The organism is Lactococcus garvieae (assembly GCF_016027715.1).
Taxonomy (GTDB): Bacteria; Bacillota; Bacilli; order Lactobacillales; family Streptococcaceae; genus Lactococcus; species Lactococcus garvieae_A.
Window position 1 is genome coordinate 812,528 of the sequence record NZ_CP065691.1, and the last position, 25,193, is coordinate 837,720.

A 25,193-nucleotide genomic window follows, 5' to 3' on the forward strand; every position below is an offset into this window, starting at 1 on the left:
CATGTTTACTGACTTTTTTCTCCCAAATAAGCTTGCTGCATACAAAGCTTCGGGTATTTGTTATAATTATTTATTATAAGCTATTTTGAATGTGATTTCAATATAAATTCAGAAAATTATAGAAATGGAAATAAAATGAACATTCTTAGAATCAACTTTCAAGAGTTAGGACAACTTCTGCTTGATAAATTAATTTATATCTTTTTAGTGAGTCTTCTCTTTTTTGTGTTATACCGTATTAGTGCACGAATAGTAGACTACCTCTTTAAAAATTATAGTAAGCGTTCTTGGGCCGATACTTCACGTATCATGACTTTGGCCCGCTTAACCAAGAGTGGCTTAAACTACTTGACTGTTTTCCTATGGATATATACGACCTTGTCTCTACTCGGGGTTCCTGTGGCGAGTGTCCTTGCAGGCGCCGGTATTCTCGGTGTTGCTCTCGGTTTTGCTGGTCGAGATCTCGTTGCGGATATTATCAATGGTTTCTTTATTATTGTTGAACACCAAATCAACGTGGGCGACTGGATACGTTTTGAAAATTTAGATATAGAAGGCGAAGTCACAGCAGTTGGTATACGTTCCATCACTTTGATTTCAGATGATGGAGCCACAGCTTTTATCCCCAATCGGAATATCGAGTCTCTCAAAAATTTCTCATATAAAGATCGAACTATGAATCTGGATATCCCTGTTACCGCAGATAATTTGGAAGAAATGAAGGATAGGATTTTGCAAGTGAATGCGGACTATCCTCAAGTTGCCTATAACGGCATCATCACACATGAGCAAAATATCTTTATCCGAAGTCGCTTAACGGCTGGTTTAGAAGAGATAAACGCCTTACGCATGGAAATCATGAGCAAATACTATACAAAATAAGCAGGTCTTTACGACCTGCTTATTTTTCGACCATTGACTTGATAGGTTCGTAAGATTTACGATGTATCGGTGTGATACCATAGACTTCCAGTCCTGCTAAATGTTTTGCAGTACCATAACCTGCATTATGCTCAAAATCATAATAGGGATATTTTTGTGCATAGTCTGTCATTAAACGGTCTCGCGTTACTTTAGCGACAATACTGGCTGCTGCGATACTGGCTGACTTTGCGTCTCCTTTAATGATACTCTTTTGGGGCAGATTAATATCCAGCTCCATCGCATCGATTAACAGACACTGTGGCGCTACTTCAAGTTTTTCTATTGCTTGTAACATTGCGATTTTTGTTGCTTGATAAATATTGACTTGATCAATCGTGTCGTTATCAACTAAACCAATACCTATAGCTAAAGCTTTTTCTTGAACTTCATTGAAAATAGCTTCATGTTTTGACTTGGGTATTTTTTTACTGTCATTAAGCCCGCTGATTTTACAATTTTTGGGTAAAATCACGGCTGCTGTCACGACTGGCCCCGCAAGCGGTCCACGGCCCACCTCATCTATACCAGCTACATGCTCAAAGCCTTGCGCATAAGCTTGACGTTCAAAAGCCAGCATCGTTTCAAGGCGTTCTTCTTCAGCCTGAGCGGCTAATATCTCTTTTTTACGGCGCTTAATGGCTGCTTGAACGCCCGCGCGAGAATCATCCAGAAATGCTTCTACTTCAAGTATCGTGTTGAGACCTGCTAAGTGTTCTTTCATCTCCTTAATCGTTGACATAATCACTCACTTTATCCAAGCAGTACTCGCCCATTCTTCCATCACGGACATCTTTGACAAACATTTGATAAAATCGATCATAATCATCACGAAAACCGAAACGTTTTGTCAACTCCATGATAAGTTCTGGAATTTCGAGTTCTAGATCTGCTTCTTTCATGCGTAAACGTTTCATTGTTGGCGCTTGGTAGTTTTCAAGAAAATGTTGCAAACCGAAAATAGTTACGTCATCCATTGGCAAAAGCTGATCTTTAATGGCCCCAGTTAAAGCTAGTTTTAAGCCTACTTGATCATCTTCAAATTTTGGCCAAAGAATACCTGGTGTGTCAAGAATCTCCAATTCTTTATTCGTACGAAGCCATTGCTGACCTTTAGTTACCCCTGGTTTATTTCCTGTGACAGCTACTTTTTTACCTGCCAGACGGTTCATCAATGTTGATTTACCGGCATTAGGAATCCCTACAATCATCGTACGTAACGAACTGTTTTGGATACCACGTTCAGCATTACGTGCAAGCTTATCAGCCATTAAAGTTTTTGCAGCTACAGTGAGACGTTTCGATGTATGTGCTTCTTTTGAATTAATTGCTAAAGCAATAATACCTTGACTTTCAAAAAATTCTACCCACGATTTAACTGCATTTCGATCGGCCAAGTCTGCTTTATTTAGCGCAATTAAGCGCGGTTTATCCCCAATAATTTTGTCCAACATTGGGTTACGTGAGCTTATCGGCAGTCGAGCATCTACAAGCTCGATGACAAAATCAACATACTTTAAATTTTCTTGAACTTGACGACGTGCTTTGGACATGTGTCCTGGGAACCATTGAATTGCTACACCCATTTTTAAACCTTGCTGTAACCGGGGTTACAGCCTTTCATATTTATTTTTTCAGAAAAAGTGATGAAAATAATTACCAATACATTAGGCGATGTATTTATCTCTATTTTACTTGACTCTGCTCCATGAACTTTTTTTCTTACACAGAAAAACTGTAGAGCATATCATACTAGGTTATTCTATCATTTTTTAAGCTTGTGCGCTAATATGTAGCCGTTTCATGCTGGAATGTGATGTGTTTTCTTTCGGTTTTTAAAAGGCATGAGTTCGTGCCTTTCCTATCGTTTCTTCTAGCCCGATTTTATTTTCCTTAAAAAATAGTTTCTTCTAAGTCAACTCATTGTCATCTTAATATTTTTTTTCGAATACGGGCAACCTATTATAGAAGGTCTAAGTGGACTAAAGGGGCAGGGGGAATTAATATTAAGGTTGTTTGAGCGCTATTAGGAGTTATTTAGATGTTATGATAAACTAGAAAGCAGATATGATGAGAGCTACTTTTAAAGTGATTAAAGCTGGTACAATTGCAAATGGAAAAGTCTATTATTCACGTTCTTGGTGGTATAAAGGTTCAGGCACTCAGTAGGGAGATACTTATGATAATGAACTTACTTTTTGATAGAAAGCTAGCTCTGAAGTTTTCTAAAAAAACCCGTTCGAAATATACAACTTTTAATCGAATTAATAATTATATTCTTGATATAACTGCTTTAGCTTTGCTTGGTGCTATATTTCTTAGAATTCTTCCTGTGTATGCTGTATTGCTATATCCCATTTATATTATAATTACAGTAATTTTGAATGTTTTGGACTATCGTGAACGAAAAAAGCAGTTCGAGGCCTATACGAGACATGATTGATTAGAGTAAAAGTTTTTCAATTTAAAACTTCCTTTCGCTTACTTATTATTCATTATGTTATTCATGGGTTCTAATTTATAGCAAAAAAAAAAACAAGAAGCCTAACAACTTCTTGTTTTTACTCGACTGTCTGCAACATATATTCTAACCAGTCCCCTGAGTCAACAGAAACGAGCTGATCATTGGCATTTAAACTTGCCTTTGGATTATAGTGATAATAATAAACTTCTTCAGTGTATCCATTACTGAGATAAGCTGTAGTTCTTAGACGAATATATTCGCTGCTTTCTGGACTTTCTGGATTAAAGTTTTCCATGTCATCAAGTGTTTGGATACTTTTTGAAAAATCTTTAAAGGTAAAAACTTCACCCATTATTTCTGAATTGCCATCAAAAATTGCAGGGTAACCTTTATTTTCAATATGAAAGAGGTTCCCCTTAATTTTTGCCTGAATACTTTCCAAAACTTGACCTTTTAAATATTTTTCATAGTTAAACATGTCTGTACGCAAACTTCCGTACACAAAAACCTTCTTTAACATATTTCCCCACCAATAACACGTAAATCTTCGGAATAACGGGTGCATGCTTCTAGGGCAACTTCAATCCCTTTCACAATCTCATCTAATGACATATAAGGTGTATCTTTTTTATCAATGACTTGTGATGTAGCATAAGGGATATGAATGAAGCCAGCTTTCAACTCTGGATATTTTTTCTCTAAAAGATAACGTACACCATAGAAAACATGATTGCAAACAAAGGTACCTGCTGTGTTTGACAAGGTTCCTGGAATACCAGCTTTGTTTAATTCGCTAACAATTGCTTTAACGGGAAGTGTAGAAAAATAAGCAGGAGCACCGTCTTCTTTTACAGGCTCATCAACTGGCTGGTTGCCTTCATTATCTGGAATTCTAAAGTCATCTACATTGATTGCCACGCGCTCTGGTGTAATCGCAAAGCGTCCACCTGCTTGGCCAATATTTACGACCACATCTGGGTGATGTTCTTCAATAGCTTTTTCAATTTTTTCAAGTGATTTATAACGCACGGTTGGAATAATCAACTTAATAATCTCAGCACCATTGATTTCTGATGCAACACGCTTTACAGCTTCTTCAGCTGGATTGAGTTTTTCACCACCAAATGGATCAAAACCTGTTAACAAAATTTTCATAATAAAATAGTCTCCTTTTTAAAATGCAATAAAGTACATCACGAGAATATGCAGAACAATAAGCGTAAGTGAAACTGGTGCTTGTATTTTAATTACTTTATTCTCATCTTTCATCTCGAGCAAGGCAGCGGGTACGATGTTAAAATTGGCCGCCATTGGTGTCAATAAAGTTCCACAATATCCAGCGGTTAAAGCTAATGCTCCAGCAATCACAGGATTTGCACCTTGAGCAAGTACAAAGGGAATCCCAATACCTGCTGTAATGACAGAGAAGGCCGCAAAGGCATTCCCCATAATCATAGTGAAAATCACCATACCAAGAACATAAGCAACGACACCGAGCAAGCGGTTATCCGCAGGAACAACACCCGTAATCCCTTGCGAGATAACTTCACCTACACCGGCTGTGGTAAAGAGAGCACCTAAGGCAACCAACAGCTGTGGCAAAATCGCAACTGGACCCATCGAATCAAAGAGACGTGCGCCGTCTTCTACAGACTCTGTCGCTTTAGCTTTTGTCATTATTAATGCAAATACTAAAGCAACGACTGATGCTACACCGATAGCAAAGAGAGAGGCATTGGTAAACTTACCTAAAGCCATCGCAATACCAACAGCTACAAATGCCAGAACAAATGAAGGGATGAAGATTTTGTTCTTCAAGACTTTAGACTGTTTTTCGCCAAATTTATCGTCTAAAGCTTTATACTTCCCAAATGTTACTTGCTTAGTCAATGTAAGCAAACTGCTTAAAACAATAAAGAGTCCAACAAGCCAAGCCGGGATAAGGGCGCCAAAAATAAATGGAATAGCAATTAAAATCCAAAAAAGAGCAGTACCGAAACGTTTGCTTCCTTGTATTGTAGTTAAAGCTTTGTAGGCCATATAAATCATGAGTAAACCCATAAGGACATAGAATATATTTAATGAAACATCAATAAAAGCTTGCATGGTTTATTTTACCTCTTTCTTTCCAAATTTTCGAAGAAGTTTTCTGTCATACAGTAGAAACTGGATAGCTGTCACAAGAAAGGCAAGGACAGCCATGATAATACTGGCAACGGCCACATCTACGGCTGAAACATCATAGTTAAAACTTGACATGGTTGAAGTAATCAAGAGAACCCCGGCACTTCCTGCAAATAGATTCTGACCAAAGAAATTCCCGTAATTTTCAGCTGCGGCAGAAATTGCTTTGATATCATCATCTTCTGAATCTACATCACCATATTTACTTACTGCGGCGGCTTTAGCCATAGGCTGAATGAGAGGTCTTACAAACTGTGGATGACCACTAATACGAATAGACATTGCACCAGCAATAAAGCGAATAAAAACATAAACAAGGGCAATACGACCTGTCGTAAGCGACTGAATACGCCCAATGAGATCTACAGCACGTTGACGAAGACCATTACGCTCTAAAACACCGATAACAGGAAGGGTCAAAACAAAAAGCGAAACCATACGGTTATCGACAAAGGACTGACCTAAAATAGTAAGAATTTCCTGAATGCTCAGACCTGCGACAAGTCCTGTCGAAATCCCAGCGACAACAACAACAAATAAGGTCTCTATCTTGAAAACAAAACCAATCAAGACAATCAAGACGCCTATGAGTTTAATCATAAAATAATTCCTCCTAGAATTTATATATTAGACAATTATACACTATTCGTCTATTATGCACAATTTATAATTGGCTGTTATTTTATGTTATTGTCTAAACAAATAGAGATAGCTCGTCAGCTATCTCTATTTGTTTAATAATCATTTTATTCGACTCATTTTTATTACTGTGAGCAAACTACGATTTACAAAAGTTCATTATTGGCCAAATAGTCAAAAATTTCTTCGAGATTCCCTCTTGATAAGATTTCTTGATCTGGAGAATCAATAATTTTAAGCAATGCACTATAAATCCGCTCTAATTCTTTAATTGAGCGATCACGAACGCACATCATAAAGATGTATTTAACTTTTTCTTTCCCCCATATTAGTTCATTTTTTACTCTCATAAAGGCAATTACAGGCTTGTTGACCTCTTCAATATTTAAAGGATGCGGGGTGGCAAATGAATCTAAGGAAGTAAAAGATAACTGTTCCCGTTCAAGACAAGACTCTATGAAACCTTCTTTAGCGTAACCTTTTGCTATTAATTTCTGTCCTAAAAATCTTAAAAATTAAAAATGGCATTACTCAACAATGTGAAATCATTTTGGGAGTTTGAATATAAAAAGCAGTGCTCAGGGGAAGTTTGTTTTTTGTATTTATTTTTAATTAAATGCTTTAATTTTAAATTTAGAATGCGTTTTCAAATCGTTTTGTAAGTCTGACTTTAAATGAGATAATATTAAGTAATTAAAAAACAAATAAGAAAAGAGAAACTATGACAGAAAGAAAACATCCTAAAACAAGCAGAGATATCCAGCATCGCCTGATGAGAATTTCTAATGTTGTGGCCACGGCAACGTTAGCTTCAGGCCTTGCAAAACCGGCTTTAGTATGGGCCAATATCATAAAGAAGGATGAAAATACTCCTACTGAGCTGATTCAAAAGCAAGTCAGTCAAGTTAGTCTTACGGGTGCAGCAGATAGTGTAACCATTCGCCAGCAGATTGAGGTTGCACTGTCGCAGACCAATATGACTATAATGGATGCTGAGGAGACGATTGTTATCAGCGCTGAGTATACTGCGATGATTTTAGATGGGCTTGTCCAAGCACTCGAAGCCTATCGGACGGATACAGGCGAGCTGGCTTTAGGGGTACACCATCTGACTATGGGACTTGTCATTGATGATACACCTATTGACTTCAGTATGGATATTGAGGTGATTGATGCATTTAATGAAGCGTCTGTACCTGTGCAAGAAACCTTAGAAATGCTCAACACCGCCACATCTGGACTACCGAATTTAAATGACTTTCCAAACATACAGCCATTATCTGCGACAACAATCAACGCGGCCTTTGCACAAGATGGCTCAGAAGGAAACGGTGAAATCGCAACACCTTATCAAATCTCTACCCCAGCACAGCTTGATGCCATGCGTAATGAGCTTTCGGGGCATTATATCTTGATGAACGATATTGATTTGTCTGGATATGCGAACTGGGTGCCTATAGGCACATGGTCGGGTTCAACATCTAATTTGACAGCTTTTTCAGGCTCCCTAACAGGAGCACTGGACGGAGAGGTCGTACACAAAATCAGTGGACTGACTCTACAAGGGGCATCAACGGCATCATATCAAGGTCTCTTTGGTATGACCTATGATGCCAGCATCAGTAATTTAGTGATTTCAGGAAAAATTTCCTTGCCGACCGTATCAACGGTTGGATTATTGGCCGGTTACTCGACAGGCACGACGATTACAAATGTTGGCTCCGAAGGTGAAATCACTGCGCGAGGAAGCAGTGGGGGACTTCTGGGCTCCGCACAAAATATGACAATCAAGGACAGCTATTCGAATGTGAGTGTTACAACCACAGGGGGTACTTGGACTGGTGGATTTGTAGGAGTGATGAACACTTCGACCATTGATAATTGTTATACGACAGGTAACATCGTAGCTGCTAACTTTGTGGGTGGTTTTGGTGGATATATGCAAGATACCCAAATCAAGAATAGTTACGCTTCAGGTAATGTAAGGGCAAACTCTCACGCAGGTGGGTTTGTAGGCGTTTTGGATATGTCAGAGATTTCGCATGCTTATGCTCTGGGTGATGTGACGGTTACAGCTAATCATGTTGGCCAGTCGGCAGGAGGTTTGGTCGGCACTATGCAAAACGGCGTAATTGCAACAAATTGTTTTGCAACGGGTAATATTGTAGGTTCAGGTACTTCACAGTCTGGCGCTGGAATCGACGGTTATTCTGGGGGCTTGGTCGGATATGTTAGCTCAAACTATGATGCGAACTACGAGGAAAAAATAGATACTATTATTACGAACTGTTATGCCACGGGAAATGTTTCAGAAGCGATAAATACCGGAGCTTTGATTGGTCTGTATTCTGGGGAACATTTAACGGTAATCAACAGTTATGCCACGGGGATCGTTAATGGAAAGGGGTACCCGGGGGATCAGTCTAGTCGAGCAGGCGGAATCGTTGGAAGTGACACTTCAGGGGTGTATGTTATTGGCAGTAACGCAGTTATTACAAATAGCTTTGCAATATCTCCGAGCATTACAGCAGCTCAAACGGGCGCAATAACAGTTGGTTTTCCGACTAATGGGGATAACTACCGCTGGTCAGAACTTACTTTCAATGGCACGACAAGCACAATCAATGATTCAGCCTCTATTCAAGGCCAAATGAAAACGGCCCGAGAGCTTAACGATATTGATACCTTTATTAATGCGGGATGGGTATTTGATGAAGATAACTGGTATTGGGATGATACACAAAAACGACCGCTCATCTATGGGATCGATCATAGTGTGCAAGACCCACACATGCCAGTATTTGGTATTGTTACCAAAGCAGGTATGGCAGAGCAGGAAGTCCCATACACAGGAGTTGCTTATGAGTTTGCGATTGATGACCTTTTTGATCTGGTGCAATTTGCAAAAGAAGGAGATTTTGTCTACACTGTCAATGGACAACCTGCGGATATAGTTAATGGTAAACTCAGTTTTACAGCTGCTGGCACTTATGAGGTTGTGGCGGTACCATTAAATGTTGAAGATACTCCTTGGGGAACTATTTTACCTCAACATACAGCAACATCAGTTATTACTATTGTGGCACTTGACGAGGATGCACTGGAGAATGCTGAATTAAGTATTGTGCATGTCGCAGGGGATGAGTATATCAGCCTTGATGAGGCCAAGACAGCCTCCGCCATGATTACAGGAACATATGTTCTACCTGAGGATGTAGTAAAAAGTAGCCTTGTGATTACGGTCAACGGGGTTACCTATCAGGCCCTCCTTAACCCTGATGGTACATGGAGTGCGGAGGTGCTCATGAACGATCTTTTAGCTGATGCAGATAGAAAAGTAGATGCTGTACTGATTGTCACAGATGATGATGGCAATACAGGTGAGTTAGCTGACAGTATGTCTTATACTATTGAAAAGAAAAAAGAAGACAATCCAAGCGACACGGATAAGGATAAAAAACCTACTACTGTCTTGCCAGGAGATAAAGATACGGATGACATTCAAACACCAAAGACAGATACAGGCCGTAAAGTTGAGGAGCCGTCATCAGAGCCTGACCAATCAGTGACAGCAGCGGACAGTATTTCTGAAAGGCAAAAACTTCCTGAAGCAGGCGATGTATCAGGACTACTCACGGGGCTTGGTGCTGGCCTCACGGCAACAGGAGGAGCACTTCTTGCCAAACGTCGCAAAAAAGGCAAAGCGAGTAACAAGCGCAAAAAGAAATGATAAACAGCCCCATCTCAGGAAGATATCATTGAGTTAAGAAATAACGAAAACTGAAAAAACGATAAGCTTAAGAAGTCTTATCGTTTTTTATCTGGTTCTTTACAATCAGCAAGATGTATAGAGGGAAAGATTTGAGTTATTCATATTCCGTTATAATTCTTCTCCATTTGATTTGATAACTTTGCTATACCAATCGAAGGAATCTTTTTTCGAGCGTTCTAAATTTCCATTTCCTTCATTGTCTTTATCTACGTAGATAAACCCATAGCGCTTCTTCATCTCGCCTGTACCCGCTGAAACCAAATCGATAAAGCCCCATGGTGTATAGCCAATTAAGTCCACTCCGTCATATTCTACGGCATCTTTCATTGCTTCAATATGTGCTTTCAAGTAGTCCACACGATATGGATCGTGGATGCTGCCATCAGATTCAACCTTATCAACAGCTCCAAAACCATTTTCAACGATAAATAGAGGTTTTTCATAACGTTCGTTAAACCAGTTCATACTGTAGCGCAAGCCCATAGGGTCAATTTGCCAGCCCCATTCTGATGCTTCAACATATTGATTTTTAATCAAATCATGATTTTCATCGTAATCAAAAGCTGGCGCACCTAGACCTTGGCTTTCTGGATTTTCTGCTTGGTCTTTAATCGCAAAGCTCATATAATAGCTAAATCCGATGTAATCTACTTCACCTTTAGCTAGAATTTGCATATCTTCTTCTGTCATGTCTAAGTCGAAAGTTTTACGCTCAAAGTATTTCGTCATATAGCTTGGATAATGTCCACGAGCATGTACATCGGTAAACCATAAGCGACGTTGCATAGCAACTTGAGCTGCCATCATATCTTCCGGCTTACAGGTCGCAGGGTAAATAGGACACATAGCAATCATGCAACCAATCTCAAAATCAGGATTAATTTCATGTCCCAAATCAACAACCTTAGCTGATGCAACGAGCTCATAGTGTGCTGCTTGGTACATTATCTTTTCACGATTTTCGCCTTCCACAAACTTAAGACCTGAGTTAGTAAATGGTGCAAAGTCCAAATCAAAGTTAGCTTGATTATTAATCTCGTTAAAAGTCATCCAATATTTAACTTTGTCTTTATAGCGCGTCATTACCACTTCAGCAAATCTTACAAAGAAGTCAATCAATTTTCGATTACGCCAGCCTCCATATTCCGTTACTAAATGATAGGGCATTTCAAAATGCGAAAGCGTAATGACTGGCTCAATACCGTTTTTTAAGCATTCATCAAACAAATCATCGTAAAATTGTAAGCCTTCTTCATTGGGTTCACTTTCATCTCCATTGGGGAAAATACGTGTCCAAGCAATAGATGTGCGGAAGCAATTGACACCAAGTTCGGCAAAAAGTTTAACATCATCCTTATAGCGATGATAGAAGTCAATGGCTTCATGATTAGGATAATTTTCACCAGGCAATACACCGTCGGTGATCCGACGCTCAACCCCATTTGCTCCGGCAGTCATAACATCAGCAACTGAAACACCTTTGCCTCCTGCATTCCATCCACCTTCAAGTTGATGAGCAGCAACCGCACCGCCCCATAGGAAATCTTTTCTTAAAGTCATTTTTCTTCTCTCTTTCCTTTAATTCTATTGATCTAACTTTAAATCTTTTACAAGGTTTGAACTTGCGTGTGCTTTAATTATTAAAATCCTCCCTTTTTTAAACGCTCAGTTCTCCTCTATAAATGTAAACTTCTGGACTTATTGATAAGTTTACATTTATACAAGAGAGATTAAGACAATGCTTAATCTCATCTTTCTGTTATGCTTGTTCAGCTTGCTCCGCTTCATATGCTTCTTTTTCTTGTTGTACAAGAATAGCATCGTATTTTTTAGCAAATGGCCAATAAATAGCGCCTGTCACAAAAATCATCAAGGCTTGCCATGCTGCACCTTGCCAACCACCAACGATCAAGCCTGAAAGGATTGGTGGTGTTGTCCAAGGAACGAAGATTCCGTTAAATGGTGGGATAATACCCAGTGCAATAGCCGCATAAGTTCCAAAACCTGAAACCAGCGGTGCTATTAAGAATGGGAAAGCTAAGATTGGGTTTAAGACAATCGGCATACCAAAGAGGACAGGCTCATTGATATTGAAGAAAGCTGGAGCCAACGTTAACTTACCAATGGTTTTCATTTGAACGGAACGCGCACGGTAAATCATAAAGATAACGAACCCGAAAGTCATTCCTGAGCCCGTAACCGTGATAAACTGGTCCATGAAAGCTTGAGTAACTATATGTGCCCCATGATCAAGCGATAAGTTGCCTTCTTGGAACAATTTAAGGTTATCTGCATTATTAGCTAAGAGTAAGGGTGTCATGATACCACCGATAACTGTGGCTCCATGTACCCCGAACCACCAGATAAACACTGGTAAAAAGGCGATGAGGAAAACCCCAAGTGGGCCATCTGTGGCGTGTTGCAATGGTGTTTGAATGAGCGTGTAAATCCACTCAATCGGTGTTTGGTCTGTTGTCAATACAGACAAAGCATAGATAAGCATTGCTACAAAGGTGATAACAAAAGCTGGGACAAGAGCACCAAATGAATCAGACACATTTGCTGGGACTTGTTCAGGTAATTTGATACGAATGTCCTTTTTCATGAACCATGAGTAAGACCAGCCGACCAATAAACCGGCAAGCATGGCGAGGATCATTCCCTTACCACCAAGCCAAGCTGCATCAATAACACCACTGACTTGGTATTCACCTGCTACAGCAGAGCCGTCCGCAATTTTAGTCACAGTTGAAATAGTGCTGGGTTGAAGCATCACCATTACAATAATGGCAGTCAAACCTGCAGAGGCGCCTTCGTAACCTTCACTTTTCACCCAAGAGTAAGCAATACCGAAAGTTGCAAAGAGGGCCATAATACCAAATGAAGCTGCATAGGCTTGATTAAAAATAGGGGCCCAACCAATTTGTACAATCCAGTCCGCAACATTTTGTTGAGGAAAATTTGCTAAGATGAGGAAAATTGCTCCAATAATAATGAAAGGTATTGGATACAACATACCGTTTTTAATCGCCGTAACGGCTTTTGTGTTCAAAAATTTCATCATCGGAGGCATCAATTTTTCATTGATAAATTTGTTCATGTTTATACTCCATAATTTTTATATTTAAAAAATAATTGAATAATGCATCTGCTTGCATTTGCTTTTTTGTATCTTCTAGTTTCATATAAGTTACTTGAGATTCAAATAATAATAAATTTGGTTTATGAAAACTTGAATTTGCTGACATATTGCCACTCTCTGCTCCTGATTGAGCAAGAATTTCATAAACTTTTCCAGCTTCTTGTGCTGCTTGCTGCATTTTGTAACAAGTGGTGAAGTAGAAACATCTGCTGTACATGCAAATGCTCTAACCTTATCTGCTATTTTTTCTCCTTATTTTTTTGAGCTCACCATGATTATAGCGCTTTCAGAAAAGGCTTTCAAGAGAATTTATTTTTCTATTTGTAACTGATGAAACAAAAATAAAACAGCTGAAACTCAGGTTTTCTGCTGTTCTATTTTTATTCAAGATAAAAAACTGGGCAAAATCAAGCAATTTTTTGAAAACATGTTTCATATTCTGTAACAAAGTTAGCCTGAATCCTCCTAAAAAATGAAAAGTTGCATGTGCCTCAACTTTGAAAACGGTAAAGTTAGGAAGTTGAGTTCTCAAGTTATAAAAGAGGTGCAAAATAGTTAGTTTACCAACTGGATAGTCTTCTTGGTAAATTAGTCCGCACCTTCTCCACAATAATTAATAATAGTAAAATTAAAAATCCCATAAATATATAAAATTTTTGAAAACATCTATTACTTAGTTTTATCTCTCTCAGCCAATGCTTTACGAATCTCTCCTGCTGAAGCTCCATCAGAAACCTTAAAAGTATAAACGACTTTCCCTGTGTTCATATCAGTAACATCAGTGTCTTGTGCTTCTTCTTTTGTTCTTGCTCCAGTCCAACCATGAGTTTTTCCTCCGTCATTAGACCCCACATCTGATAAGTCTGGTATCATCCATTGTTCATCTGGGGTAAAGCTAGCAGTCATATTGTCTTCAACTGGTGAAAACTGTGCATTAAATTCATCTAAGCTTGCAAAGTCATTCAATGCCGTTTTTATTGCTAAATTTTCCGGCTTAGCATGGGGTTTTTGCGAGCTTTGCTGAGCCACAGGCTTGACTTCTTGTTTCGTTTGAGGTGTGGCTTTAACGTTATTGTTTTTATTTTGTAGTAGCAGGTTAGCAGATAAGCCGATAGTGATTGCTCCAACGAGAGCGATTGACAACATCATTTTTTTATTCATTTCTATTCTCTCCTGTTTTTCTATATTCTAGACTATTTTAAAGAGGAAGTATGTTCTTCCTTTTTACTTCTTTTTTCTTTTTCAAAAAAAGTTTTCAATAAAAAATCAACAATAGTCAATATCACGATTAAAAAAGTAAATATTAAAAGTATTAGGATAAACAAATTGATACCTCTTCTTTGTGTATTTTAAGGAAAAGCTTTAAGTATTTGACTGACTGTTATCGCATTTGAATCTGTTTTCAAGTCATAAAAAGTCCCTTGTACTTCCGTTTGATCTATAACTACCCCATAGTAAAGTGTTTTCATAATTCTTGTATTTGGAGTAATTTTTTCATTTTTATACCACCTTTCAAAAGCTTTTTTAGTTTTATAGGTATCAACCATGAAAAACATTGTGCGATTATTTTTCATGTTAGGGATCAATGTCCCGTTAGAAAATTTTTCATCTCTTTCCGATAAAGCTTTTTTGATATCTCCTACAGTTGCACCATCAGGATCGTTGGCATAAACAGGATCTGTAATTACTCCATTTTTGCTTTCACCACCCATTAATTGATCGTTTTTACCAGAAGTCGAAACCATCCAGCCTCCTGGTTCTCCTTTATTATCCAGAGCAACAATATAAGCTTTATCCGCATACCCATCCTCACGCCCGTCCTTCTCAAATTCTTCTAAGGTTGAATACCCACGTAAACAGTCGGAAATAGTTAAATTATTTTCAGTAACATCTGTTTTTTCTGTTTTCACTGGAGAAGTTTCAGGTGGTTTTTTTTCAAAAGGATTTCTCTGAGGCAGGTATAATGTCCCCAATAATAAAAGACCTCCCATGATTATTGCACTCAAACCAATAACTACTTTTTTCATTTGTTAAACTCCATGTTCATTTTTCTTACTTGCCTATACTGTACAAGCCACAATATTCCCCAAATGATTAAGTAACTAGAAATAATCCATAACACTGGCTTTACTACATCCCATGGAATAAATGATGTCTTAAAATATATTATAGCTATTTTTATGGGTAGTCCCCAAGGCACATAAGAAAGTAAATATAGGAAGAAAAACCCAACGAATGAAACTAAGAAATGAAAAAGATTTGGAAGCTTAAACCCGAATCTATCTGTATTATACAGCCAAATAATTGACCATATAAATACTCCAATTAATAGATAAACGATTGTAGAAAAAGTTGCATTATCAACCGTTTCATAACTCATTTTCTTTAGAGGGTTCATAAACACAAACCAATACCTGCCTCGAAAATTAAAATATAAGACATTTACAATAACTCCTAAGGAAAGACTAATACTCATTGCAAGGCCAATATCTCTAATATGACTAATTATATTCTTTTTCATAGTCCTAAATACTCCTTTATTACTTTATAATAACTACGGCTCGATATTGAAAATCTGCCCCCTTTAAACCATATTTTTATTTTCCCACCATAAGTCAATTCAAAATGTGATATTTTTTCTCCATTGATTATTTCACCATTTGAAATTTGAACAAAATTGTTGGGTAAATCTTCTGATAAATTTTTAATCGTTTGTCCTACAAAAAATTCACGACCATTTTCTATCAAACAATAAACTTTTTTATTTGAAGCATAAATACTTATTATTTCATCTAGAACTATGGGATACCTCTTCTCCTGCAACATGCCCACTAATTTGTAATCAAATTTTTGTAACTGAGAAATGATTTTCTGAATCTCGGGGGTCATTTTATGGATTACAATATCTACCCGTTCCTCTTGCTTTTCATTAATCATGATGTTTATTTCCATCGGCCACTCCTTATTTCATATTACTTATTATTACAAATTTTTATCGATAAAGGAATAATCTTCCGATGAAATAACTCTTCTGAAAGATAGATTGCCTATTTCTTGGATAATATGCTCACTCCAATATAAAAAAGAGCCTCAATAGATGAGTGCTCTTTTCTGTTCATTTTATTCTGGTAACTCTGACTTCGCAAATGCGTAATAATTTCCATCAGGATCTTGGAAGTTAAAATTCATCATTCCTTGAAAATTATTAATCTCACTGACGGTATCGGTTGCAGCTGCTACACGCGCATGCCATTCTTCCAAGTTATCAACCGTAAAAAGCATTGAGCCCTTCATATTGGCGACTTCTGGTGAATTTGTGCGAATAAAGTCAAGATTCCAAAGCTGAATCCGTGCACTAGGAGCTTGTGGATCAACTGCAAAAATTACAGTTTCTTCTTGACCAGATCCTTGGCGGCGAAGTTCTTTCAAGCCAATTTTAGTCCAAAAATCCGAGTGTTTGGGGACGTCTGTTACATAGAGCATATTACAGAGATTGATCATAGGATTTCCTCTTTTCTAGCGTTAACTTAATTTATTGAAATAGATTATAGTCTGATTATCACATACTCCTGGGAAAAAGACAATCCAAAAAGCCTATTATTAACTTCTCATTTCAAACATTTTTTTAAGAAGTAAAATGTAGAATTTACTCTCTACTCATTTCTATCTCTTATAATTTTAATAATAATGCTTTTTTACAAGACAACATCTTCCTCTAAGGCTCTGTGCCTGTGCTATACTAGAATTATAATAGTTAAGTTAAATAGAGTGGAGGTTCTAATTTGATTCAATTTAATTTTTTGTCGAAAACGTTCAATGTCATTATAAAAGTTTGTTTAAGCTTACTCGGCTTAGTTATCGCTTTTCTCATGTTTAAGGAAATTTGGATACTCCTTTCTTCATTCACCACGGGATTTGTTGACTTTAGTTTTTACGACATCATTGACCGCATCCTAACTTTTTTCCTCTTTTTGGAATTCTTGGAATTGATTATTCATTATCTCTCCGATAATGATCACCCGACTATCAAAAAATATATCTATATTGCGGTAGCCTCGATTGTCAGACTCTTAATTTCAAACCATGAAACTTCTCAGCTCAGTCTCTTCCTCCAATGTTCAGCGATATTGGTACTGATTATTGGAACAGTTCTATTAAATCAATGGGGCGATTTAAAATAAGAAAAACCTCCAGTTGGAGGTTTTCTTTTTTTTTTATTTCATACTCATTTGTGCAATTGTTAAGAGAACAGCAGGCACACGGTAAGGCGAACACGAAACATAGTCCAGCCCAATCTTTTGAAGAAAGGCAACAGATTCTGGATCTCCGCCTACTTCACCACATACGCCAAAGCTAATTTCAGGATGGTCAGGCTTGACAAGCGCGACTGCTGTCTTCATCAATGCACCAACTCCTGCTTGATCTAAATGTTGAAATGGATCATTTTTTAAAATATTTTTTTCGATATAATCAGGTAAAAATTTTACAGAATCATCACGGGAAAATCCATAAGTGAGTTGTGTCAAATCATTCGTACCAAAGCTAAAGAACTGTGCAGACTCTGCGAGCTTATCAGCTGTCAAACATGCTCTTGGTATCTCAAGCATAGCCCCAATCTTATAAGTCACCTCTGCTTCTCTTTCTTTAAAAAGTTTTTGAATTTTAGCCTCAAGAAGTTCTTTTAAATAAGTCATTTCTCTTTCTTCCGCAATCAAAGGTATCATAATCTCGGGTTTCACTTGTTTTCCTGTTTTGGCAAGCTGCAGAGCTGCTTCCATTATTGCCTCAACCTGCATCTCATAAATCTCGGGATAGGTGACAGCTAAGCGACAACCACGATGGCCTAACATTGGATTGAACTCTTTTAATTCTTCTCCTCTTTGCATGATAAACTCTACAGATTGGCCGCAAGCTCGTGCGACTTGCTCATATTCTTCTTTGGTTTTGGGCATAAATTCATGTAAAGGAGGGTCTAGAAGACGGATAGTACATGGCATCCCCTCTGTAAGACTCAAAATTTCTAAAAAATCACTTTTCTGATATTCTTTTAAGACTTCAAGAGAATTTTCCCGCTGAATCTGATCTTCAGAAAGGAACATCTTACGCATTTCAAGAATTCGTTCTTTACCAAAAAACATATGTTCTGTACGTGCTAAACCAATACCACTAGCGCCAAAACTCAAGGCTGTCTTAATATCTTCTGCAGTCTCTGCATTTGCTCTCACGCGCATAGCACCTCGCTCAGATGCCCAATGAAGTACTTTGTCTAAAATCTCCAAGTCTTGTGCCTTGTCTAGCTTGATCTCACCCAGGTAAATGTTTCCTGTCGTACCATCTATTGAGATAAGATCTCCTTCTTTAATCACCTGACTCGCATATTGCGCCTGTTTCAGGTCTTCATTAATATTGAGAGTTTCACAGCCCACGACACAGCATACTCCCATTCCTCGTGCGACAACTGCTGCGTGCGAAGTCATTCCTCCCCGAGAAGTAACTATGGCTTCACTTACAATCATCCCTTCTATATCTTCTGGTGAAGTTTCTGTTCGGAGTAAAACAACTTTTTGACCCGAAGCATGGGCACGTTGAGCATCTTCTGCATTGAAATATACCCGACCAAAAGCAGCACCCGGACTAGCAGGTAAACCTTTCGCGATCACTTGATGTGTAGCCAGTGCTTTTTCATCAAAAACAGGATGTAAAAGCTGAGTAATCATTGTTGGTGTTAACCGTTTCAAACTTTCGTCTTTGCTTATTACACCATCTTCAGCCATTTGTGTCGCAATCTTAAAGGCGGCTTTAGCTGTACGCTTCCCGTTACGTGTCTGCAGGATGAAGAGCTTACCTTCCTCAATCGTAAACTCAATGTCCTGCATATCTTGATAATGAGCCTCCAGTTGATGGCAAATATTTTCAAATTGTCTATAGATCTCTGGACGGTCCTCTTTTAATTCTTGGATAGGTCGCGGTGTGCGAATTCCCGCAACCACGTCTTCTCCCTGTGCGTTCATGAGAAATTCTCCAAATACGCCGGCTTCTCCCGTGGCTGGATTACGCGTAAAAGCTACACCCGTCCCACTCTTTGGCCCAGTATTACCAAAAACCATTTCTTGGATATTAACAGCCGTACCCAGGGAATCTGAAATCTCATGAATCCGACGATAGGTCACCGCACGTGGATTATTCCAAGAGGCAAAAACTGCCTCGATGGCTTCATAAAGCTGCTTTTCAGGATCTTGGGGGAAGCCCTCTCCTACTTCTCTTAAATAAATATTGCTGAATTCTCGGATGATCTGTTTCCAATCTGCTGCCCCCATCTCTGTATCTGAAGTATATTTATGCTTGAGCTTATAGTCAGTCAATATTTCTTCAAAAATATTTTTGTCGATACCTTTGACCACATCACCAAACATCTGGATTAATCGACGATAGCAATCATAAGCGAAAACTGGATTACCTGTCTTAGAAGCAAGAATTTCGACACTTTGATGGTTCAATCCCAAATTTAATATTGTGTCCATCATACCCGGCATTGAAAATTTTGAACCACTTCGGACGGATACGAGCAGAGGATTTTGTTCATCGGCAAATTTTTTCCCTGTTTCTTTCTCCAAAAGGGCGATATGCTCTTTCACTTCTTTGAGCAACACCTCATCCAGTTTTTTGGAATTTAAATATTCCAAGCATGCTTCAGTTGTGACCGTAAATCCCTTAGGAACGGGTAAACCGATGCTGGTCATTTCTGCCAGATTGGCCCCTTTCCCCCCTAAGAGATCCTTTTGATCCTTGGAACCTTGCGTAAAATCATAAACACGTTTTTTTCTCGTTGACATAACTGTCTCCTTTATATATGACATACTATTTGGTGAATAAATACATTATATAGTATGTCATATATATTGTCAACTTTTTTGTAACCGCATTCTATATTCATTAAATATCTATATCAATCCTTACAATACATGTATATATTGATTTTCTTGCAAAACTAGCCTATAATATATAGTATGTCCTATTTATTAAGGAGTACCTTTTGAAACTCACGAAAAGACAAACAGAAATTATTAATATTGTAAAGTCGGAACAGCCTATTAGTGGTGAAAGAATCGCTCAAAATCTTGGTTTAAGCCGCGCCACACTCAGAAATGACCTCTCCATACTTACGATGACGGGATTGCTCGATGCAAAGCCTAAAGTCGGTTATTTTTATACAGGTCAAAAACTTCAACCTCTCTACTTAGAAAGTAGCTATGCGCAAAAAGTAGCGGAGTTTATGACCTCGCCCTTGATTATCGACCAGAGTCTATCTGTGTATGATGCAGCGACCAGTCTCTTTTTATATGATACTGGCAGTATCTACGTTAAAAATGAAGAGGGAGAACTTTCTGGACTTCTTTCGCGTAAAGATCTCCTTCGTTTTGCTATTACGGGAAATAATCTTGAGAAGACACCCGTTGCCGTTATCATGACAAGAATGCCTAACATTCATACAATCACGCCTAATAAAACACTACTTGAAGCTGGAAATACACTCACGCGCTATGAAGTTGATAGCTTACCCGTAGTTGAAAAGGAAGGTTCTAAAAAAGTTATTGGAAAAATCTCTATCAAGCATATTATGAAAGCCTTTATACAAGCTGGCAACCAAATTCAAGATGAAAACTAAGGGGGAAAAATGCAAAATATAAAGATTTATTTAATTACAGACTCTGTAGGTGAAACGGCTAAAAAAACGATTTCAGCTGTGATCGCTCAATTTCCAACTGTAGATTTATCAGATATTCATCTTTATCCCTTTACTAAAGATAAAGAGTCGCTAATAGAGATTCTAAATGATGCTAGGAAAGAAAAGGCCATTGTGGCTATCACTTTGGTAGATAAGTCTTTAGTAAAAGTAGTTGAAAAATTTTCTAAAGACTATAAACTTCCTTTCGTTGACTTCATGTCTCCCCTTATTCACATTATCGAAGACATTTCGGGTGAGGAAGCGACTCAAGAATCTGGCAGTGTCCATCAGCTGAATCAAGCCTATTTTGATCGCGTAGCAGCTATCGAATTTGCGGTTAAGTATGACGATGGTAAGGATCCCAAAGGCTTTTTAAATGCTGATATTGTTCTTCTCGGAGTATCACGTACCTCTAAAACGCCTCTTAGTATGTATTTAGCTAATAAAGGATATAAAGTTGCTAATCTCCCGATTATTCCTGAAGTTGAAGTTGCCAAAGAACTTTTCACAATTTCTCCAGCAAAAATTATTGGTTTGACGAGTAATCCCGAGAGTCTGAGTAATATTCGGAGTTTTAGAGAACAAACGTTAGGCTTGAAGACCAAATCAATGTATTCTAATGAAAAGCGTATACTTGAAGAACTCGCTTATGCAGAAGCACTCTTTGAGCAGCTTGGGATTGCCACCATCGATGTGAGCCAACGTTCAATTGAGGAAAGCTCCATGCTGATCGAAAACATTATTCAAAAATAAAAAGCACTAAAGTGCTTTTTTTATTTTTTATATTACAGAAGCGTAAGTTTTCTCAGTAAAAAATCTTGTTAAAATAAGATAAAGATAAATAAACAATTTAATGAAAAAGGAACTTACACATAATGAAAAAAGCATTTTGGCTTATCCCTGCCTTGGTCATCTTTATCGCTGGAGGATACTTCACAGTAAGTAAGGTTATAGAGGTATTTCATCAACCCGTACATGGTATCATTCTTTACAGTAGAGATAAAAGTAACCTCGATCAAGGTCTAAAAGAGAATCAACCCTCTATCAAAAATCATATCGATATCAAAGGCAAGTACATTGAAAAAACAGATACATTAGTCCTTAACACAAACTCAGCAAAAAAATTGATAAAAGCAAAAGCCGTTAATAAAGTAAGCAAAAAGAATGATGAATATACTTTTAAACACATCCAATCCCTTTCAAAAACTCCTAGCTTATGGACAGCTAACTCCACAATAAAAAATATTTCAGACGAAAAAGGACAAAGATTCACTCCAGAAATAAATGAGTACGTCGTCTTAGGAGAATCAAGTATCACAAAGCAAACACTCATTCTAGATGAGAAAGATTTCCAACGTTTCCAAGCTCCTACTGAATATCTTAGTGTGATCGAAGAAAAAAGAGATGCCGCGTATGCACTGACACACTATAAATTCGATAAGTCCCAAATTTTTAATTTCGACCAAAAATAAATCCAATGATACGAAAAAACTCTTCATTCTATTGAAGAGTTTTATATTTTAAAGACAGAAACTTCGTCCATTACCTTAAAATTGCTTTTGTTGTATCATACTAAGCATTTGCTTTCAATTTCTTGACCAAAAAAGTCCCAACACTCCAAAGCAATAAGGCAATAATAACAAAAAGAATCAATAAACCAATAGATCCGTTAGCAATAGATCGGAAAAGGGTAAGTCCACCAAAAGCATAGACAAAGCCCCAGATTAAATAGCCGGGAAGTGCTACAAGTGTATACTTACTCCACTTCCAATCCAGCATTCCTGCTCCAAGCTGCACCACCGTTTGGAAGCCCACAGTCAAAAAACTTAGTGGGATAACTGGCCAGCCGTATTTTTGTAATGCCATCATTCCTGCTTGATTTTCTTCGGACTTCTCCGCATTTTGACCCCATTTTGTCTTTAGCAGCCCCATATGAATGAGTTTCCCTAGACCAAAGGTCATCTGTGCCCTAAAGAAAACAACTATAAACAAAAACAAAGTGGCCTGCCAGAGTGGCAAACTTGCCACCCAATCCAGCATCTTTTCAACCATCTGTTTTACTCCTCTTATTTTACATCAGCTCCATAAACAAGCTACTTACTATTGAAACATAAAATATAAAAAAGTTAAACTTTTTTGTTTTGGCCTTCACAAAGTATGCGGAACTCATCTGTCCATTTTTTTCATATAAAGGATAGGATAAGGTAAACCTTGTTCATCTGTTTCTGTTCTTTTATAGCAGCTGAAGCCCATGTGTTCATAGAAACCCTTGGCTTCAGGGTTTTGTTCATTAACTGTTAATCTATTTACTTTATAGGTCTTCATACCGTATTCTAGTAGCTTTCGTCCTAGACCTTGTCCTCGGAATGTTGGCGCAACAAATAGCATCTCCAGCTGTTGTTCCGCAATCCCCATAAAGGCAAGTGGCCTCCCCTTATCATTTTCCAAAACAATCAAATGTGGTATTGCCATAATCGCCCCAGGGACAAATTGTTTAATGGTCGTTATTTCTTTGGAAGAGAGAAAATGATGTGTCTTTCGGACCGACGCTTCCCAAATTTCTAGAAGAGATTGGGTGAGTGCCTCACTTCTTTTTTCAACCGTTTTTATTTTCATTTTTAACCTCTTTCATAATTTATTATACTAAAAAAGCCCTCACAAAGTGAAAGCTTCGGAATTTTATAAAAAGTTTGTTGGCGCAGAGCGTCTAACTCTCATTTCTAAAAAGAAGGAGTCTCGGTGTCCTTAGTTTTTGACAACAATAACATTGCAAGGCGAATGGTTGATCACGTAATTTGTTGTTGAGCCGACTAATAAGCGATCAAACATATCAGTACCTGTTGCCCCAATAACAATCAAATCAATATTATTTTCTTCGTCTTCTGCAAAATTAACAATTCTTAATTTCGGTTTGCCAGCTATTTCGTACGTTTCATAGTCAACTTGCTGTCGTATGATATCTGCACAATTTTCTAGAATATCTTTCGCAAGCTGATCCAATCCTGGTGTTTCTAAAACGCCTTTGTGAACTGCCCCATAATACTTGTTAATGTCCTTCACCGTAAGCACATGCAGCTTCCCATGGTTGAGTCGAGCAATACGCACTGCTTCATCAACTGCTTTATAGGACTGTTCTGAGCCATCAACTGGCACCAAAATATTTTTATAGTAATCAGCCATAGTAATTCCTCCTTTTAAACTTCTTATCTATACTTCTATTGTACATTTTATTCTTTCAAAAACGAAATTATTTCTCTCTAAAGGAAGCATTGTTTTTTACTTGTTTATTATATAAAAAATGCCCACCTTAGTGGACACATCGAAAGAGTATGATTCACGTATTTTGTTGAAAGTTATCTCAACTGCACAGTCCGTCTTTCTTATTTTACAACAAGGACATTACATGGTGCATGATTAACAACAAATTGTGTAGTTGAACCTAAAACCAGCTTATTAATCATACCTGCACCAGTTGCACCCATGACAATCAAATCAAACTTATGGTCTTCAGCAAATTGAACAATCATATGTTTGGGCGCACCTACAAGTTCATAGGTGTCAAAGTCCACTTCTTCCCCAATAATTTCAGAAGTTTTCTTCAAAATATCATGAGCAATCAAATCAATCTCTGGATTTTCAACCAAGCCAAAGCCTGTCATGCCATAGTGATGTTCCAGCTCTTTCACAGTTACAATATGGAGTTTTGCTTCTTTTCTCTTAGCCAAATCTATTGCTTCATGTACTGCATTATAAGACTGCTCTGAGCCATCGACCGCGACTAAGACATTGCTATATTCTTTTTCCATTCTAAGTACCTCCATCTAACATTTTTACCTAACTCTATTATCACTCTTTCCATATATAAATTCAAGTCATTTAATAACGAAGGTCTAAATTTAAGAGATTCTCTTCTTTTTCTTGATGTTCAAATAATAACGGTTCTCTAGCACTGCTAGGGTAGCTTTTTTGTCCTTTTATGACGAATATGATACAATATGAATATGGAATTTCGTTATGTTCGTTATAGTGTCCTTTCGTCAACATTAAAAGAAAGGAGAATGCATTATGACATTCACTAACAAAAATAAAAATTTCAAGTATACTGTATCTCTTGATACTTCAAAAGATCTTTTTAAAGTATTTTTGGCTAATGATCCAAATATTTACGCTCTCGGTCGTACTATTGAAGAAGCAATGCACAACTTGGAAGAATTAGCATAAGGAGCTCATAGCAATGGATGAACATTCCTCGTGATGGTATCTACTTCAACGTTTAAGTAGGTGCCTTTTTTTGTGTAAAAATCTTTGGAAACTCTTTTATTTTTTAGAAAAATATGTTTTAATT

General features: G+C 37.7%; 27 protein-coding genes. 7 read left to right on the forward strand and 20 right to left on the reverse strand.

Annotated elements, in window-relative coordinates; genetic code table 11:
• Positions 1 to 135: 135 nt before the first annotated feature.
• Entirely contained in the window at positions 136 to 882 is a 747-nt protein-coding gene (locus tag I6G50_RS04070) for a mechanosensitive ion channel family protein (RefSeq protein WP_197909255.1), read from the forward strand.
• Positions 883 to 901: 19 nt separating this feature from the next.
• Here I6G50_RS04070 and I6G50_RS04075 read toward each other — a convergent pair whose 3' ends face one another.
• The 7 genes from I6G50_RS04075 to I6G50_RS04105 all read right to left on the reverse strand — a co-directional run bounded on the left by I6G50_RS04075 (position 902) and on the right by I6G50_RS04105 (position 6,696).
• On the reverse strand, positions 902 to 1,663 hold the full coding sequence (locus I6G50_RS04075; RefSeq protein WP_197909256.1) for a ribonuclease HII: 762 nt from the start codon (positions 1,661 to 1,663) through the stop codon (positions 902 to 904).
• Positions 1,650 to 2,507, reverse strand: coding sequence for a ribosome biogenesis GTPase YlqF (ylqF, locus tag I6G50_RS04080; protein WP_003136729.1), 858 nt, complete (start codon positions 2,505 to 2,507; stop codon positions 1,650 to 1,652). The genes I6G50_RS04075 and ylqF overlap by 14 nt, the downstream gene beginning before the upstream one ends.
• A 975-nt stretch (positions 2,508 to 3,482) precedes the next feature.
• A complete protein-coding gene (locus I6G50_RS04085; RefSeq protein ID WP_197909257.1) occupies positions 3,483 to 3,905 on the reverse strand; it encodes a gamma-glutamylcyclotransferase family protein in 423 nt (140 codons plus the stop codon).
• Entirely contained in the window at positions 3,899 to 4,540 is a 642-nt protein-coding gene (pcp, locus tag I6G50_RS04090; protein WP_003136727.1) for a pyroglutamyl-peptidase I, read from the reverse strand. The genes I6G50_RS04085 and pcp overlap by 7 nt, the downstream gene beginning before the upstream one ends.
• A gap of 18 nt (positions 4,541 to 4,558) precedes the next feature.
• Positions 4,559 to 5,491 (reverse strand): DUF979 domain-containing protein, encoded by a 933-nt coding sequence (locus tag I6G50_RS04095; RefSeq protein WP_003136726.1) that lies wholly within the window; start codon positions 5,489 to 5,491, stop codon positions 4,559 to 4,561.
• A 3-nt stretch (positions 5,492 to 5,494) separates the two neighbouring features.
• Positions 5,495 to 6,169 (reverse strand): DUF969 domain-containing protein, encoded by a 675-nt coding sequence (locus I6G50_RS04100; protein ID WP_081166830.1) that lies wholly within the window; start codon positions 6,167 to 6,169, stop codon positions 5,495 to 5,497.
• 185 nt (positions 6,170 to 6,354) lie between these two features.
• On the reverse strand, positions 6,355 to 6,696 hold the full coding sequence (locus tag I6G50_RS04105; RefSeq protein WP_197909407.1) for a PTS sugar transporter subunit IIA: 342 nt from the start codon (positions 6,694 to 6,696) through the stop codon (positions 6,355 to 6,357).
• Positions 6,697 to 6,929: 233 nt separating this feature from the next.
• Here I6G50_RS04105 and I6G50_RS04110 point away from each other — a divergent pair, with 233 nt between their 5' ends.
• Entirely contained in the window at positions 6,930 to 9,938 is a 3,009-nt protein-coding gene (locus I6G50_RS04110; RefSeq protein WP_197909258.1) for a GLUG motif-containing protein, read from the forward strand.
• 150 nt (positions 9,939 to 10,088) lie between these two features.
• Here the strand turns inward: I6G50_RS04110 and I6G50_RS04115 are convergent, their stop codons facing one another.
• The 8 genes from I6G50_RS04115 to I6G50_RS04150 form a co-directional block, all read right to left on the reverse strand.
• Complete coding sequence (locus tag I6G50_RS04115; protein ID WP_197909259.1) at positions 10,089 to 11,540, reverse strand: 6-phospho-beta-glucosidase; 1,452 nt, start codon at positions 11,538 to 11,540, stop codon at positions 10,089 to 10,091.
• Between the two features lie 199 nt (positions 11,541 to 11,739).
• Complete coding sequence (locus tag I6G50_RS04120; RefSeq protein WP_003136913.1) at positions 11,740 to 13,080, reverse strand: PTS sugar transporter subunit IIC; 1,341 nt, start codon at positions 13,078 to 13,080, stop codon at positions 11,740 to 11,742.
• Positions 13,061 to 13,339, reverse strand: coding sequence for a hypothetical protein (locus tag I6G50_RS04125; protein ID WP_197909260.1), 279 nt, complete (start codon positions 13,337 to 13,339; stop codon positions 13,061 to 13,063). Before I6G50_RS04125 ends, I6G50_RS04120 begins: the two co-directional genes overlap by 20 nt.
• Before the next feature lie 452 nt (positions 13,340 to 13,791).
• The gene (locus I6G50_RS04130; protein ID WP_081166799.1) at positions 13,792 to 14,283 is read right to left on the reverse strand and encodes a hypothetical protein; all 492 of its coding nucleotides are present in this window, start codon (positions 14,281 to 14,283) and stop codon (positions 13,792 to 13,794) included.
• 188 nt (positions 14,284 to 14,471) lie between these two features.
• Complete coding sequence (locus tag I6G50_RS04135) at positions 14,472 to 15,149, reverse strand: hypothetical protein (protein WP_197909261.1); 678 nt, start codon at positions 15,147 to 15,149, stop codon at positions 14,472 to 14,474.
• The gene (locus tag I6G50_RS04140) at positions 15,146 to 15,643 is read right to left on the reverse strand and encodes a DUF3021 family protein (protein WP_081166792.1); all 498 of its coding nucleotides are present in this window, start codon (positions 15,641 to 15,643) and stop codon (positions 15,146 to 15,148) included. The genes I6G50_RS04135 and I6G50_RS04140 overlap by 4 nt, the downstream gene beginning before the upstream one ends.
• Positions 15,640 to 16,074 carry a LytTR family DNA-binding domain-containing protein gene (locus I6G50_RS04145; protein ID WP_003136906.1) on the reverse strand — a complete coding sequence of 145 codons (435 nt, stop codon included), beginning with the start codon at positions 16,072 to 16,074 and terminating at the stop codon, positions 15,640 to 15,642. Before I6G50_RS04145 ends, I6G50_RS04140 begins: the two co-directional genes overlap by 4 nt.
• 168 nt (positions 16,075 to 16,242) lie before the next feature.
• Positions 16,243 to 16,623, reverse strand: coding sequence for a VOC family protein (locus I6G50_RS04150; RefSeq protein WP_197909262.1), 381 nt, complete (start codon positions 16,621 to 16,623; stop codon positions 16,243 to 16,245).
• Between the two features lie 368 nt (positions 16,624 to 16,991).
• On the opposite strand from I6G50_RS04150, the gene I6G50_RS04155 reads away from it, so the two are divergent.
• Positions 16,992 to 17,303 carry a phosphate-starvation-inducible PsiE family protein gene (locus I6G50_RS04155; protein WP_232252376.1) on the forward strand — a complete coding sequence of 104 codons (312 nt, stop codon included), beginning with the start codon at positions 16,992 to 16,994 and terminating at the stop codon, positions 17,301 to 17,303.
• A gap of 33 nt (positions 17,304 to 17,336) precedes the next feature.
• Here I6G50_RS04155 and ppdK read toward each other — a convergent pair whose 3' ends face one another.
• Positions 17,337 to 19,955, reverse strand: coding sequence for a pyruvate, phosphate dikinase (gene ppdK, locus I6G50_RS04160; protein ID WP_197909264.1), 2,619 nt, complete (start codon positions 19,953 to 19,955; stop codon positions 17,337 to 17,339).
• A 200-nt stretch (positions 19,956 to 20,155) separates the two neighbouring features.
• Between ppdK and I6G50_RS04165 the strand changes: the two genes are divergently transcribed.
• The 3 genes from I6G50_RS04165 (at position 20,156) to I6G50_RS04175 (ending at position 22,320) form a co-directional block, all read left to right on the forward strand.
• Complete coding sequence (locus I6G50_RS04165) at positions 20,156 to 20,788, forward strand: helix-turn-helix transcriptional regulator (RefSeq protein ID WP_197909265.1); 633 nt, start codon at positions 20,156 to 20,158, stop codon at positions 20,786 to 20,788.
• Positions 20,789 to 20,797: 9 nt separating this feature from the next.
• Positions 20,798 to 21,601 carry a pyruvate, water dikinase regulatory protein gene (locus I6G50_RS04170; protein WP_197909266.1) on the forward strand — a complete coding sequence of 268 codons (804 nt, stop codon included), beginning with the start codon at positions 20,798 to 20,800 and terminating at the stop codon, positions 21,599 to 21,601.
• A 122-nt stretch (positions 21,602 to 21,723) separates the two neighbouring features.
• Positions 21,724 to 22,320: a lipoprotein BA_5634 family protein gene (locus tag I6G50_RS04175; RefSeq protein WP_197909267.1), complete on the forward strand. Its 597-nt coding sequence runs from the start codon at positions 21,724 to 21,726 to the stop codon at positions 22,318 to 22,320.
• A 100-nt stretch (positions 22,321 to 22,420) separates the two neighbouring features.
• On the opposite strand, the gene I6G50_RS04180 is transcribed toward I6G50_RS04175, so the two are convergent.
• The 4 genes from I6G50_RS04180 to I6G50_RS04195 all read right to left on the reverse strand — a co-directional run bounded on the left by I6G50_RS04180 (position 22,421) and on the right by I6G50_RS04195 (position 24,654).
• A complete protein-coding gene (locus I6G50_RS04180) occupies positions 22,421 to 22,900 on the reverse strand; it encodes a VTT domain-containing protein (protein WP_197909268.1) in 480 nt (159 codons plus the stop codon).
• Positions 22,901 to 23,014: 114 nt separating this feature from the next.
• Entirely contained in the window at positions 23,015 to 23,464 is a 450-nt protein-coding gene (locus tag I6G50_RS04185; protein WP_197909269.1) for a GNAT family N-acetyltransferase, read from the reverse strand.
• A gap of 129 nt (positions 23,465 to 23,593) precedes the next feature.
• A complete protein-coding gene (locus I6G50_RS04190; protein ID WP_081166772.1) occupies positions 23,594 to 24,028 on the reverse strand; it encodes a universal stress protein in 435 nt (144 codons plus the stop codon).
• A gap of 200 nt (positions 24,029 to 24,228) precedes the next feature.
• A complete protein-coding gene (locus I6G50_RS04195; protein WP_003136062.1) occupies positions 24,229 to 24,654 on the reverse strand; it encodes a universal stress protein in 426 nt (141 codons plus the stop codon).
• Between the two features lie 259 nt (positions 24,655 to 24,913).
• Between I6G50_RS04195 and I6G50_RS04200 the strand changes: the two genes are divergently transcribed.
• A complete protein-coding gene (locus tag I6G50_RS04200; protein ID WP_180376124.1) occupies positions 24,914 to 25,069 on the forward strand; it encodes a hypothetical protein in 156 nt (51 codons plus the stop codon).
• Positions 25,070 to 25,193 lie beyond the last annotated feature (124 nt).